Genomic DNA, 12797 nt, shown 5'->3' with positions numbered 1-12797 from the left:
GCCGGGTTTGACTCACACCAGCTCATTGGCGCGCGCCGCCGTATTAATTCCGCTAATCCCTTTCAGGCCGAGCTTACGCAGAATTTTAATTTTATAAGTGCTGATGGTTTTACTGCTCAGCTGTAATTGTGAGGCGATCTCTTTATTACTCATCCCGGAGGCCAGTTTCACCAGCACAATCAATTCGCGGCGCGTTAAACTCATCAATTTCTCGCTTTCAATCAGCTCGGCGGCATCCGCCGCACTGTGCGTGACCGGATAAAAACGTTTTCCGCGCTCGACTTCTTTTATTGCTGTCAATAAAGTTTCCAAATCGCCGCGTTTACACACATAGCCTTCTACCCCTAACTGCAGGCAACAGCGTTGATAAAAAAGGCTTTCTGAGGCGGTAAAAACAATGATTTTTTGCTGCGGCAAAATACGTTTAATGTCGGCAATCAGCGGAATGCCCGCGCGGCCGGGCATGGTCAGGTCCAGCAGCACCACGTCTGGCTGCGCATGATGTAATTCGCTAATCAATAAATCGCCTTTGTTGGCAATGCCTGCAACCGAATAGTCATAAGCGTGCAGCAGTGCCTGAATACCCGCACAGATTAATGGGTGGTCATCAACTATAAATACCGAATGAATCATATGTGTAGTCCAAAAATAAACAAAAAAAAGAATGCAAGGAATAAACACCGATGAAAATTCATTAGCAGAGGTGTGACCAGATTAATTCACGGGTCTTAAGAATAAGATTTAAGTCCTGTCTGGAAAATTCTCATTTAAGGTAAATTTGACTTTTTTATGCGCCAGCACAAAGCGCGCCGATACTTTTTCCTGTCCGCATCTGCCGTGGTCATAAATCTGAAAACAAGCCGTTTTAACGTCAGGGGAATAAACCGCTGCGTATAAAAAGGTGCACCATGTTTTCCGTTGATCAGCTTCTCAATACTTACTGGCCAGGCCAGCAGCCGGCGCACTGGCAGAAAAGCCTGCTGAAGTGGGCGGTGCGTGAACAGGAGTTTCAGGACTTTGCCCAGCGCTATCCGCATCTGAAAGGGGTGGATATGGTGGAGCAGGTGCTGGAACACCTGGATGTGCGCTGTGAGCTCAGCGAACGCGACCTTGAACAGATCCCGACGCACGGGCCGGTAGTGATCGTCGCCAACCATCCGCTTGGCGCGCTGGACGGCCTGGCGCTGCTGGCGGCGGTATCGCAGGTGCGGCGCGACGTGAAAATCGTTGCCAACCGCATGCTGATGATGCTGGAGCCCATCAACAACCTGATGCTGCCGGTGGATAACATGGGCAACCGCACCAGCCGCGAGCAGCTGACGCGCATGCAGCAGCATCTCGACAACCAGGGCGCGCTAATTATCTTCCCGGCCGGTGAAGTCTCGCGCCTGTCGAGCCGCGGCGTGCGCGATCGCCACTGGCACCACAGTTTTCTGCGCCTCGCCGCCCGCGCCCGTGCGCCGCTGGTGCCGGTGCACGTAGTGGGACGTAACAGCCTGGCGTTTTACGCCGCGGCAAAGGTGGCGGCACCGCTGGCGCTACTGATGCTGGTGCGCGAAATGTTCCGCCAGCGCGGCACGCGCATCAAACTGCATATCGGCGAACAGATTCCCTTCGCCAACTGGCACGATGGCCATACGCCGGGCAAAGAGCTGGCGAAGCGGCTGCGCAAGCACCTGTACCGCATCGGTCAGGGACGGCGCGGTCTGTTTCTTACTGAAGCCGCCATCGCCCGCCCGGAAGATCGCGCTGAGCTGAAAAAAGCGTTGCTGGAGAGTGAACGGCTCGGGACGCTGCCGGACGGCAAACAGATCTATTTGTGGCGGCGCAACGGGGCCAGCTGGGTGCCGCTGCTGCGTGAACTGGGCCGGCTGCGCGAAATCGCCTTCCGTGCGGTGGGCGAGGGCAGCGGCAGGCGGCGCGATCTCGACAAGTATGACGATGATTACTATCACCTGATTTTATGGGATGACGAGGCGCTGGAGATTGTCGGGGCCTACCGCTTTATTCCCGGCGCCGAGCAGCTGGCGCGGCGCGGGCTGCAGGGTATCTACAGCGACAGCCTGTTCCACTATGACGAGCGCATGCTGCCGATTATTCAGCAGGGGCTGGAACTGGGGCGCAGCTTCATTCAGCCGGCCTACTGGGGCAAGCGCGGGCTGGATTATTTATGGATGGGCATCGGCGCTTACATTGCGCGCTATCCGCAGACGCGCTACCTGTTTGGCCCGGTATCAATCTCCGGCACCATGCCGCTGGCGGCACGCGATCTGCTGGTGGCGTTTTACCGTCTCTACTTTCCGACCGATCTGCCGCTGGCGAAGTCGCGCCGCCCTTATCCGGCGTCGCTGCCGGAGGTGCTGGCGCAGTTCACCGGCGATAACTACGCCGACGATTTGCGGCGTCTCAAGCATTTGCTGGCTAATCTCGGTACCGCGATTCCGACGCTGTACAAACAGTATTCGGAAGTGTGCGAGCCGGGCGGCGTGCAGTTTATCGATTTCGGCAGCGATCCGGATTTCAATCACTGTATTGATGGCCTGGTGCTGGTCGATCTGTCACGCGTAAAACCCGCGCGTTATGAACGCTATATCGGCATGCATTTAACCTGAACGCGCCAGATGACGTCAGTTAATGCCACCTGACAGCACGCCGCCGGAGAATCTCCGCGCGGCGTGCTGTCAACTGTGCGCAATAAATCCACTATCCCACTGAACATTTTCTCGCCACTGCCGATAACCACACTACCAACTTTTGTCTGCGGATGATTTGCGCTTGTAAGCGATGCGCTTTTGCGTTTAAGTCTGCCTGAAGATTAAGAATTATCTTAACTGCGCATCGAGACCAGGCCAGCATAGGCGAACAACAATGAACAATAACTCAGACGTAATGTACCGGCTACTGGTGCAGAGCGTGGTGGATTACGCCATCTACATGATTAAGCCGGATGGCACGGTGGCTAACTGGAACATCGGGGCGCAACGCGCCAAAGGCTATACCCCCGAAGAGATTGTCGGGAAGAATTTTGCGCTGTTTTACAGTGAAGAGGATCGGCGCAACGGCGCGCCGCAGCGCGGTCTGGCCATCGCCACCGCCACCGGGCGCTATGAAACCGAAGGCTGGCGCTATCGCAAGGACGGCAGCGCCTTCTGGGCGCACGTGGTGATCGACGCCATCCGCGATGAGTACGGCGAATTGCTGGGCTTTGCCAAAATCACCCGCGACTGCACCGAACAGCAGGCGCAGCAGCGTAAACAACAGGAACAGGAGCAGCGTTTCCGTTTATTGGTTGAAGGCGTAACGGACTACGCCATCTACATGCTCGACCTTGACGGCAACGTCGAAAACTGGAACGCCGGCGCACAGCGCGCCAAAGGCTACGTGGCCGAAGAGATTGTCGGCCAGCACTTCTCGCGCTTCTACAGCGCACAGGATCGCCTGAACCATATCCCGGAACGCAACCTGACCACCGCGTTTAAAACCGGTCGCTTTGAAGACGAAGGCTGGCGCTATCGCAAAGATGGCAGCGCCTTCTGGGCGCACGTGATCATCGACGCGATTCGCGATGACGCCGGCAAACTGATCGGCTATGCCAAAATTACCCGCGACTGCACCGAACAGCAGGCGCTGCTGCGCAAGCAGCGTGAATACGAGAAAACCTTCCGCCTGTTAGTGGAAGGCGTGACGGATTACGCCATCTACATGCTGGATTTACAGGGCCGGGTGGTGAACTGGAACGCCGGCGCGCAGCGCGCCAAAGGCTACATGGCTGACGAGATCGTGGGCCAGCACTTCTCCGTGTTCTACGGCTCACCGGAACGTCAGGCGCGTACGCCGGATGCCAATCTGGGCATCGCGCTGAAAACCGGTCGCTTTGAGGACGAGGGCTGGCGCTACCGCAAAGACGGCTCCGCCTTCTGGGCGCATGTGGTGATTGACGCGATTCATGATGAAGAGGGCAAAATGATCGGCTTCGCCAAGATCACCCGCGACGTCACCGAGCGGCGTGAGCACGAGCAGCAACTGCTGCGCGCGCGCGATCTGGCGCAGGCGCAGAGCGCCAAAATGTCGGAGCTTTCCGGCTTCCTCGACACCATCATCAGCAACATTCCCTCCTGCGTGATCGTCGAAGACGCCATCAGCCGCGAAATCCTGATGGTCAATGACAAAGCCGAGCAGCTGTTTGGCTTCAGTAAGTCGCTGATTATGCATAAGCGGCCGCACGAATGTATGTCGGCGGAACTGAGTGATTACTTCAACAGCCTGGCGGATATCGCGCTGCGCAGCGAAGGCATCCACACGCGCGAGCAGCTCTTGCTGACCGCTGGCGGTGAGCGGGTGCTGCACACGCGCGCCACCACCATCAGCGGCAAAGACATGCGGCAGAATTACGTGATGCTGATTGTGGAAGACGTCACCGATCAGCGCGAAGCCGATGCGCGCATTCGTCACATGGCGCATCACGATAATCTTACCAGCCTGCCGAACCGCATCCTGTTTCGCCAGAAGCTGAGCGAGGCGCTGCGTGTCGATCAGCAGCAGGGCCAGACCAGCGCCACGCTGTGCCTCGATCTGGATAACTTCAAGAACGTGAACGATGCGCTGGGGCATCAAATCGGTGACGATCTGCTGCGGGTGGTGGCGAAGCGGCTGCGCAGCGTACTGCGCGATCAGGACACGCTGGCGCGCATCGGCGGCGATGAGTTTGCCATCGTGCTGCCCAACGTGCGGAATGCCGATGAGGCTGCGATTGTGGCGCAGCGCCTGATCGAGGCGATCCGCCCGCCGGTGAATGTTGAAGGCCACAACCTGTCGGTCGGGCTGAGCGTCGGCATCGCGCTGACTTCGCAGGCCACCAATACGCCGGAACACATGCTGCGCTGCGCCGACATGGCGCTGTATGAAGCCAAGCGTAACGGCCGTAACCGCTATGAGCACTTTACGCTGGAGATGGATAATGTGGCGCGCAGCCGCCGGGTGATCGAGAACGATCTGCGCGAGGCGATCACCGGACGGCAGCTCAAGCTCTACTATCAGCCGATCACCAACGAGACCGGCATCATTGGCTATGAGGCGCTGATGCGCTGGCATCATCCGATCAAAGGGTTGATCATGCCGAATGACTTCATTCCGATTGCCGAAGAGACCGGGCTGATCCATATGCTCGGCGCCTATGCGCTGTACGAAGCCTGCCGCGAGGCGCAGAGCTGGGAAACCGAACAGTCGGTGTCGGTCAACCTGTCGCCGCTGCAGTTTAAGAACAGCTCGCTGGTATCTGTGGTGGAGGGCGCGCTGCGCGAATCCGGCCTGGCGCCGCATCGGCTGGAGGTGGAGATCACCGAATCGGTGCTGCTGGATGATACGCTCGGCAATATCCGCACGCTGCAGAGCCTGAAAACGCTGGGCGTGCAGATTGCGCTCGACGACTTCGGCACCGGCTACTCGTCGCTCAGCTATCTGCGTTCGTTCCCGTTCGATAAGATCAAAATCGACAAGTCATTTATCAATGATATGGGCGACAGCCGCGAGGCGCTGGCGATCATCCGCGCGATTACCGGCATGAGCCGCAGCCTGGATATTCAGATCACCGCAGAGGGCGTGGAGAGTAATGAGCAGTTTGTCCGCCTGCGCGAAGAGGGCTGTACGCTGTTTCAGGGCTACCTGTTTGGCCGGCCACAGCCGTCGGAGCTCAGACTGAAGGCGCTGGAGTAAGCACAAAAAAAACGCCCGACAGGGTCGGGCGTTGTGCATGCTGCTGTGCATAATCTTTATTATTTTTACTGGCCGTGGCCTTCGACGTTCATGCGGCCCAGATCTTTGTCCACCAGGAACAGACCTTCGCCTTTGTTGCCCACCAGCGCCAGCTTGTCCAGCACGGTTTTGAACAGCTTCTCTTCTTCGTGCTGCTCGGCAACGTACCACTGCAGGAAGTTAAAGGTGGAGTAATCCTGCGAAGTCAGCGCGGCGTGCACCAGCTCGTTGATTTTGCTGGTGATCAGCTGCTCGTGCTTGAGCGCTTCTTCCAGTACGTCATTCAGCGAGGTCCAGCTCACCGCCGGCGCGGCGATGCTGCCCAGCACCGGCAGTGAACCGGCATCGCTGACGTAATCAAACAGCTTCTGCATATGCTGCATCTCTTCGCGCGAGTGCATTTTCAGGAAGGAGGCGGCACCTTCGAAGCCTTTGTCGCTGCACCAGGCACTCATCTGCAGATAGAGGTTGGCGGAGAAGAATTCGAGGTTAAGCTGGTCGTTCAGGCGTGAGGTCATTTCAGCGGTTAACATGGCTGAGTCCTTTTTAATTTATCAGGTGAAGTACGGCGAATTATGCATCAATCTATACTTTTTTGTGAAGGTTTTTTCGTAAAAAAGTTGAATTTATCTTATTGATTATAAATGGAATTATTCCGCTAGTTGAATGCGAAGAATTCTCAACTTTGACTAATTTTCATTCACAGTCCGCAGCACTGTTTTAGTGCAGCTGCGTTGCCTGCTGGCGGTGCAGCGTACAACTGCACCGATCACTTCTTCGCCAGTCAACCCGCCGATAAAATAAGCACTGGCGCGACCAGCAATAAAGCTGGCACGGCGATATAAACGCTTATTCCGGCTGCTGCTTGTTACTGAACAAAATTAGCCATAGCGAAATTAAAGAAAGTGCGCGTTGGCATAAATCCTGCTTGGTAAATAGTTCCGTATATTGCAACCACGTCTGGCAGAAATAGGGCCAGCAGGAGAAAAGATGTCTAAAGAAAAAATCATGGCCGCGCCACAAACGGTCACGGCAAGCGCCGGAAATTATCTCGCGCTGATACTGGCAATACTGTTTTTTTTCCGGTTTGCTTTATAAGGTCGAAGGCTTTAGCTGGCTGGGCGCGTTTGATTTCACCACGCTGGGCGGCAGCTTTGGCACCATCAAAGAATCAGGTTCCACCTTTCTCGGCGCCGGCGGCATCAGCGCTAAAGCCGGCTTCCTGTTCGCGCTGTCGCTGGCACCCACTGTGATGCTGGCGCTGGGCGTGCTGGAGATTTTCACCCACTACGGCGCGATTCGTGCCGCCCACACGCTGCTGACGCCACTGCTGAAACCGCTGATGGGGTTGCCGGGACGCTGCGGCCTGGCGCTGATTACCGATCTGCAAAGTACCGATGCCGGCGCGGCGCTCACCAAAGAGATGGCGGATCAGCAGCAAATTGGTAAAAAAGAGCTGGTGGTGATGAGCGCCTGGCAATATTCCGGTGCCGGACTGATCAATAATTATTTTGCCATTGGCTCGGCGCTATTTGCGTCCATGAGTGCACCAATCATTATTCCGCTGCTGCTGATGTTTGTGCTGAAATTCGTCGGTGCGGCATTTGTCCGTTTTGTGTTAAACAGTGTTTATAAGAAGGATTTTGCTGATGTCAAATAACGTACAGACGCGGGTCAATAATAATCCGTTTGATATTTTTATTGTCGGCGCGCGTAAAGGCTTCCATATTGCTATTCACAATCTGATGCCCAATGTGGTGATGGCCTACGTACTGGCGGAAGTGCTGAATCTGCTCGGCATCATGCAGTTTCTTGGCCACGCGTTTGCGCCGCTGATGGGGATTTTCGGTTTGCCCGGCGAGGCGATCACCGTGCTGCTGACCGCATGGCTGTCATCCTCGGCCAGCGTCGGGGTGGCGGTGAGCCTGATGGCGAAAGGCCTGCTGAGCGGTACCGACATCACCATCCTCGCGCCGGCGATTTTTCTTATGGGGTCACAGTTGCAGTACATGGGCCGCCTGCTGGGCGTTGCTGATGTGCCGAAAAAATACTGGCCGCTGCTGATGCTCACCAGCATTATCAATGCGGTTATCGCTATGTTCGTGATGCGTTTTTTTGTTTAGGAGCGAAACGGTGTCCAGAGTTCTCGATCACTACCATTTTCTGCATGAAATCCCCGAGCTGGGGTTTCAGGAAGTTAAAACCTCGGCCTACATCGCCGGCCAGCTGGAACAGGCTGGCATTAAGGTCACGCGCGGCATCAACCAGACCACCGGTATCGTGGCGGAGATCGACAGCGGCGTGCCGGGCCCGGTGCTGGCATTGCGCGCCGACATGGATGCGCTCGGGCACGTGATCGACGGCGTTGCCTGCGCCCGCCATACCTGCGGCCATGACGGCCACTCGTCGGTGGTGCTGACCGCCGCGCAGGAGCTGCTGCAGGAAGGCGCTATTAAAAAAGGGCGGCTGAAGCTGCTGTTCCAGCCGGCTGAAGAGCTGGGGGCCGGCGCGCTGGCGATGATTGAGGGCGGCGCGCTGGATGACGTGGAGATGATCCTCGGCTTCCACTTGCGCCCGCTGGAGGAGTGCCAGGTCGGGCAGGCGACGCCTGCGGTGATCTATTCAGCGTGCAGCACGCTGGAGGCCACCATTAAAGGTGTTCCGGCCCATGCCGCGCGACCGCATCTCGGCGTCAACGCGCTTGATGCGGCAGTCCAGGCGGTGCAGGCGGTGAACAGCATTCATCTGGCACCGGGCCTCACCTGGAGCGTAAAAGCGACGCGCTTCCTGTGCGACGCCGGCGTGACCAACTCGGTGCCGGACGAGGCGCGCGTGGTGTGGGATCTGCGTTCGCAGGAGAACGCGCCGATGGAACTGCTTAAAGAGAAAGTCAGCCAGGCGATTCAGCACAGCGTGGCCGCGCTGGGCGCAACCGCTGAAGTGGTGGTGCTGAAAGAGATGCCGGCGGCGGAAATTGATGCCGATGCCACCGCGCTGCTGAGCGCCGCGATTGTCGATGTGCTCGGCGAGCAGGGATTACTGGCGGCGAAAACCACGCCGGGCAGCGAGGATTTCTTCTACTATCCGGTGAAAAATCCGCAGGTGAAAGCCGGTTTCTGGGGGCTGGGAACCAATCTGGTGCCGGGACTGCACCATCCGCAGATGCGCTTTGAGCTGAGTTCGCTGGAGATCGGTGTGAAAATCTTCAAGGCGGCAGTGGTGCGCATGCTGGGGTAACGCGCCTCAGCGCGCACCCGCGCCTACGGTCTGATTCCACACCATCTCATCGAGCAAAATTGAACTGTGCTGGCTGGTCTCAATCACCAGTGAGACCGGCTTCATGCCGGCGAAGCAGAACACTTCGTGGCGCTTTTTGCTGGCGTTCAGGCGACGAAACTCCACGATGCGTCCGGCACGGTTGTAGAAGCGCACTTCGCTAAAGTAGGTGTTGAGACCGATGTAGCTCAGCACCAAATCGTGCAGCGGCGGCAAATCAAATTTCACCAGCGTCTGCCGCTCAATCACCAGCGCGCACTTGTCACTGTCGGCGTGATACGGTGCTAACGACACCGCGCCCCGGTGGGCAGTGACCGACAGCGCGGCGTCCAGCATGTACGGATACTCCGGGACAAAATGCTGACCGGCAGAAAAACCGGGGCGCGGCGTGAGCAGATAATGCAGGTGCGCCGGCAGGCTGCTGCGGGAAAAATCAGCGCGGCCGGTGGCTGGCACGGCGGCGTTATCCGGCGCGTTGATCAGCAGCATCTCGCCGGGTTTGCGGTACATCTGCGCGGGCGACGACAGGGCGGCGTTTCGGTGCGACGGGCTGTAGGTATGTGGGTTAAGCTGTAGAGTCATTTTGCTGTCCTTGCCGGGGTGACGGTTACGGACAGGCATTCTCAGTCAGACATCGCTTAGTGTTTACAAGACATGTCCTGAACTGCGCGAGCATCGTCTCATCCTGCCGCAGATTCCCCCGCCTGCTGAAATATTGTATGCTATGCCGCCTCAATGCTGATGGGATAACCGGACTGCCGCCAATGTAGATCGCACACACCCTGCTGTGACCCGACGCGCATGCGTCGCATTGGTACCGTTATCCGCCGGACTGGCTCCGGAATGATTTATTCGCAGCGCGCCGCTCGCGCGTTGCCCTGAAGAAGAATTCACTCATGTCTATTGCTCCCTTTTTAGAAGAAGTGGCGCGCCGCCGTACCTTTGCGATCATCTCGCACCCGGACGCCGGTAAAACCACAATCACCGAAAAAGTCCTGCTGTTCGGACAGGCGATCCAGACCGCCGGTACCGTTAAAGGTCGCGGCTCCAGCCAGCATGCCAAATCAGACTGGATGGAGATGGAGAAGCAGCGCGGTATCTCCATCACCACCTCGGTGATGCAGTTCCCGTATCGCGACAGCCTGGTTAACCTGCTGGATACCCCCGGGCACGAAGACTTCTCGGAAGATACCTACCGTACGCTGACGGCGGTGGACTGCTGCCTGATGGTGATCGACGCCGCGAAAGGGGTTGAGGATCGTACCCGCAAGCTGATGGAAGTGACCCGTCTGCGCGACACGCCGATCATCACCTTTATGAACAAACTGGACCGCGACATTCGCGATCCGATGGAACTGCTGGATGAGGTCGAGAGCGAGCTGAAAATCGCCTGTGCGCCGATCACCTGGCCGATTGGCTGCGGCAAGCTGTTCAAAGGCGTGTATCACCTCTACAACGATGAAACTTACCTGTATCAGAGCGGCAAAGGCCACACGATTCAGGAAGTGCGCGTGGTAAAAGGGCTGGCGAACCCGGAACTGGACGCGGCCGTCGGCGAAGAGCTGGCGCAGCAGCTGCGCGACGAGCTGGAGCTGGTGCAGGGCGCATCGCACGAGTTCGACAAAGAGCTGTTCCTGAGCGGCGAAATTACGCCGGTGTTCTTTGGTACCGCGCTGGGCAACTTTGGTGTCGATCACATGCTGGATGGTCTGGTTGCCTGGGCGCCGGCGCCAATGCCGCGCCAGACCGATACCCGCAAAGTCGAAGCCAAAGAGGAGAAGTTCAGCGGCTTCGTGTTTAAGATTCAGGCCAACATGGACCCGAAACACCGTGACCGCGTGGCCTTTATGCGCGTGGTGTCCGGCAAATATGAGAAGGGCATGAAGCTGCGTCAGGTGCGTACCGGTAAAGATGTGGTGATTTCCGACGCGCTTACCTTCATGGCGGGCGACCGTTCGCACGTTGAGGAAGCTTATCCGGGCGATATCATCGGCCTGCATAACCACGGCACCATCCAGATTGGCGACACCTTCACCCAGGGCGAAACCATGAAGTTCACCGGTATTCCGAACTTCGCCCCGGAACTGTTCCGTCGCATTCGCCTGCGCGATCCGCTGAAGCAGAAACAGCTGCTGAAAGGGCTGGTCCAGCTGTCGGAAGAGGGCGCCGTGCAGGTGTTCCGTCCGGTGCACAACAACGATCTGATCGTGGGTGCGGTGGGCGTGCTGCAGTTTGATGTGGTCGTGGCGCGTCTCAAGAGCGAGTACAACGTTGAGGCGATTTACGAGGCCATCAACGTGTCGACCGCCCGCTGGGTTGAGTGCAGCGACGCGAAGAAGTTCGACGATTTCCAGCGCAAAAACGAGATCAACCTGGCGCTCGATGGCGGTGACAACCTCACCTATATCGCCCCGACCATGGTCAACCTCAACATCACGCAGGAGCGCTATCCTGACGTGACCTTCCGTAAAACGCGCGAGCACTAAGTTCGCCGTCTTCACCGGGCTGCTGCTTTCTGCCGCCCGGTTTTCTCCGATACAGACTCCTCTTAATTGCGCTGCGGTTATCGCTTTTTGGCGAGATATCAACCACAAAAGCCAGCAAAAGCTGTAATCCCTACTATGATTATTCTGTCGGACGAGAAAACGGACCTGTGGGTCTGATTACGTCCATCACGCAGCAACGTGGTGTGTTGCTGGCGCATTCGCGGTTGCGAGTGGGTTAACTGATAGAAGGATGATATCGATGAATAAGACTAAGATTGCTAAAACCCTGATTGCTGCACTGGCCGGTACTGCGCTGTTAAGCGGCGCGGCAATGGCGGCTGATACCAGCAGCAGCGCGGGTTCCAAAATCGATAGTTCTATGAAAAAAGTCGATGGCTTTATGGATGACAGCGGCATCACCGCCAAAGCCAAAGCCGCGCTGGTGGACGATGAAGCGATTAAAAGTACGGATATCTCGGTCAAAACGCAGCAGGGCGTGGTTACGCTGAGCGGTTTTGTCACCTCGCAGGACCAGGCTGAGAAGGCTGTGGCGCTGGTGCAGAAGGTGGAAGGGGTTAAATCCGTCAGCGACAAACTACACGTCAGAGACAGCAAACAGAGTTCATTGAAAGGTTATGCAGGTGATGCAGCAACCACCAGTGAAATAAAAGCTAAACTTTTAGCAGATGACATTGTGCCATCGCGCAACGTGAAGGTGGAAACCACCGATGGCGTGGTACAGCTGTCCGGGGAAGTGGCGAATCAGGCCCAGTCCGATCGGGCTGAGAAGATCGCCAAAGCCATTGAAGGCGTGAAAAGCGTGAAGAATGACCTCAAGGTGAAATCTTAACGCAACCGGAACGGCATCACCAACGGTGCCGTTCCGTATTAAAAACAGTGATGTGAAGAATAAGCAGTTCGATTTTCACTATGGTAAAGGAGAGGCTTATGTTTCGTTGGGGTATTATCTTTCTGGTCATCGCTCTGATTGCTGCAGCATTAGGTTTTGGCGGTCTGGCGGGTACGGCAGCATGGGCAGCTAAAATTGTCTTTATTGTCGGTATTATTCTGTTCCTCGTGAGCCTGTTTACCGGGCGCAAACGACCCTGACCCACTGCGTTAACCATGTTAACCCGCTAGTCACATAAAGCGGAGGCCAGTCATTGCCACCATTGAAGGTGCGCCGCGACGATTGCAGGATGCGGTTGGTCAGGGAACGACAATGACTGGTTCTCCGGGATGCTGATTGAGCGCCTCCCTCAGAGCAGCAAACACTGAGGGACA

At 56.9% G+C, this 12797-nt stretch carries 10 protein-coding genes and 1 pseudogene; 8 read left to right on the top strand and 3 right to left on the bottom strand.

From position 1 onward, the window contains the following. Nucleotides 1-12 precede the first annotated feature (12 nt). Nucleotides 13-681, bottom strand: a complete 669-nt coding sequence (locus tag AC6I8F_RS16690) for a response regulator (RefSeq protein WP_325925163.1) — start codon at nt 679-681, stop codon at nt 13-15. A 227-nt stretch (nt 682-908) separates the two neighbouring features. Here AC6I8F_RS16690 and olsF point away from each other — a divergent pair, with 227 nt between their 5' ends. Further along, nucleotides 909-2612, top strand: coding sequence for a bifunctional ornithine lipid synthase OlsF (gene olsF, locus AC6I8F_RS16685; protein WP_021507668.1), 1704 nt, complete (start codon nt 909-911; stop codon nt 2610-2612). A gap of 256 nt (nt 2613-2868) precedes the next feature. Further along, nucleotides 2869-5712 carry a sensor domain-containing protein gene (locus tag AC6I8F_RS16680; RefSeq protein ID WP_058759557.1) on the top strand — a complete coding sequence of 948 codons (2844 nt, stop codon included), beginning with the start codon at nt 2869-2871 and terminating at the stop codon, nt 5710-5712. Between the two features lie 65 nt (nt 5713-5777). Here AC6I8F_RS16680 and ftnA read toward each other — a convergent pair whose 3' ends face one another. Further along, the gene (gene ftnA / locus AC6I8F_RS16675) at nt 5778-6284 is read right to left on the bottom strand and encodes a non-heme ferritin (RefSeq protein WP_058759556.1); all 507 of its coding nucleotides are present in this window, start codon (nt 6282-6284) and stop codon (nt 5778-5780) included. A 457-nt stretch (nt 6285-6741) separates the two neighbouring features. On the opposite strand from ftnA, the pseudogene AC6I8F_RS16670 reads away from it, so the two are divergent. The 3 genes and pseudogenes from AC6I8F_RS16670 (at nt 6742) to AC6I8F_RS16660 (ending at nt 8988) form a co-directional block, all read left to right on the top strand. After that, nucleotides 6742-7411 (top strand): annotated as a pseudogene (locus AC6I8F_RS16670) (nucleoside recognition domain-containing protein). Further along, complete coding sequence (locus AC6I8F_RS16665; RefSeq protein WP_021507664.1) at nt 7401-7874, top strand: YjiG family protein; 474 nt, start codon at nt 7401-7403, stop codon at nt 7872-7874. Before AC6I8F_RS16670 ends, AC6I8F_RS16665 begins: the two are co-directional and overlap by 11 nt. 10 nt (nt 7875-7884) lie before the next feature. After that, nucleotides 7885-8988 (top strand): M20 peptidase aminoacylase family protein, encoded by a 1104-nt coding sequence (locus tag AC6I8F_RS16660; RefSeq protein WP_058759555.1) that lies wholly within the window; start codon nt 7885-7887, stop codon nt 8986-8988. Nucleotides 8989-8994: 6 nt separating this feature from the next. Here the strand turns inward: AC6I8F_RS16660 and AC6I8F_RS16655 are convergent, their stop codons facing one another. After that, nucleotides 8995-9609 carry a hypothetical protein gene (locus AC6I8F_RS16655; RefSeq protein ID WP_498028254.1) on the bottom strand — a complete coding sequence of 205 codons (615 nt, stop codon included), beginning with the start codon at nt 9607-9609 and terminating at the stop codon, nt 8995-8997. Nucleotides 9610-9923: 314 nt separating this feature from the next. On the opposite strand from AC6I8F_RS16655, the gene prfC reads away from it, so the two are divergent. The 3 genes from prfC (at nt 9924) to AC6I8F_RS16640 (ending at nt 12623) form a co-directional block, all read left to right on the top strand. Beyond that, on the top strand, nt 9924-11513 hold the full coding sequence (prfC, locus tag AC6I8F_RS16650; RefSeq protein ID WP_021507661.1) for a peptide chain release factor 3: 1590 nt from the start codon (nt 9924-9926) through the stop codon (nt 11511-11513). Between the two features lie 259 nt (nt 11514-11772). Continuing rightward, entirely contained in the window at nt 11773-12363 is a 591-nt protein-coding gene (osmY, locus tag AC6I8F_RS16645) for a molecular chaperone OsmY (RefSeq protein WP_021507660.1), read from the top strand. Between the two features lie 98 nt (nt 12364-12461). Then, the gene (locus AC6I8F_RS16640) at nt 12462-12623 is read left to right on the top strand and encodes a DUF1328 domain-containing protein (RefSeq protein ID WP_007893192.1); all 162 of its coding nucleotides are present in this window, start codon (nt 12462-12464) and stop codon (nt 12621-12623) included. The last annotated feature ends 174 nt before the right edge of the window (nt 12624-12797 follow it).

Source organism: gamma proteobacterium symbiont of Axiagastus rosmarus, assembly GCF_059730925.1.
The sequence above is the reverse complement of the archived record's forward strand: the minus strand, read 5'-3'. Positions and strand labels throughout refer to the sequence as shown.

What these genes read in the sequence shown, in the direction of transcription:
- prfC (WP_021507661.1), top strand. Translation starts at nt 9,924, where the DNA reads ATGTCTATTGCTCCCTTTTTAGAAGAAGTGGCGCGCCGCCGTACCTTT.
- osmY (WP_021507660.1), top strand. Translation starts at nt 11,773, where the DNA reads ATGAATAAGACTAAGATTGCTAAAACCCTGATTGCTGCACTGGCCGGT.
- olsF (WP_021507668.1), top strand. Translation starts at nt 909, where the DNA reads ATGTTTTCCGTTGATCAGCTTCTCAATACTTACTGGCCAGGCCAGCAG.
- AC6I8F_RS16655 (WP_498028254.1), bottom strand. Translation starts at nt 9,609, where the DNA reads ATGACTCTACAGCTTAACCCACATACCTACAGCCCGTCGCACCGAAAC.
- AC6I8F_RS16640 (WP_007893192.1), top strand. Translation starts at nt 12,462, where the DNA reads ATGTTTCGTTGGGGTATTATCTTTCTGGTCATCGCTCTGATTGCTGCA.
- AC6I8F_RS16680 (WP_058759557.1), top strand. Translation starts at nt 2,869, where the DNA reads ATGAACAATAACTCAGACGTAATGTACCGGCTACTGGTGCAGAGCGTG.
- ftnA (WP_058759556.1), bottom strand. Translation starts at nt 6,284, where the DNA reads ATGTTAACCGCTGAAATGACCTCACGCCTGAACGACCAGCTTAACCTC.
- AC6I8F_RS16665 (WP_021507664.1), top strand. Translation starts at nt 7,401, where the DNA reads ATGTCAAATAACGTACAGACGCGGGTCAATAATAATCCGTTTGATATT.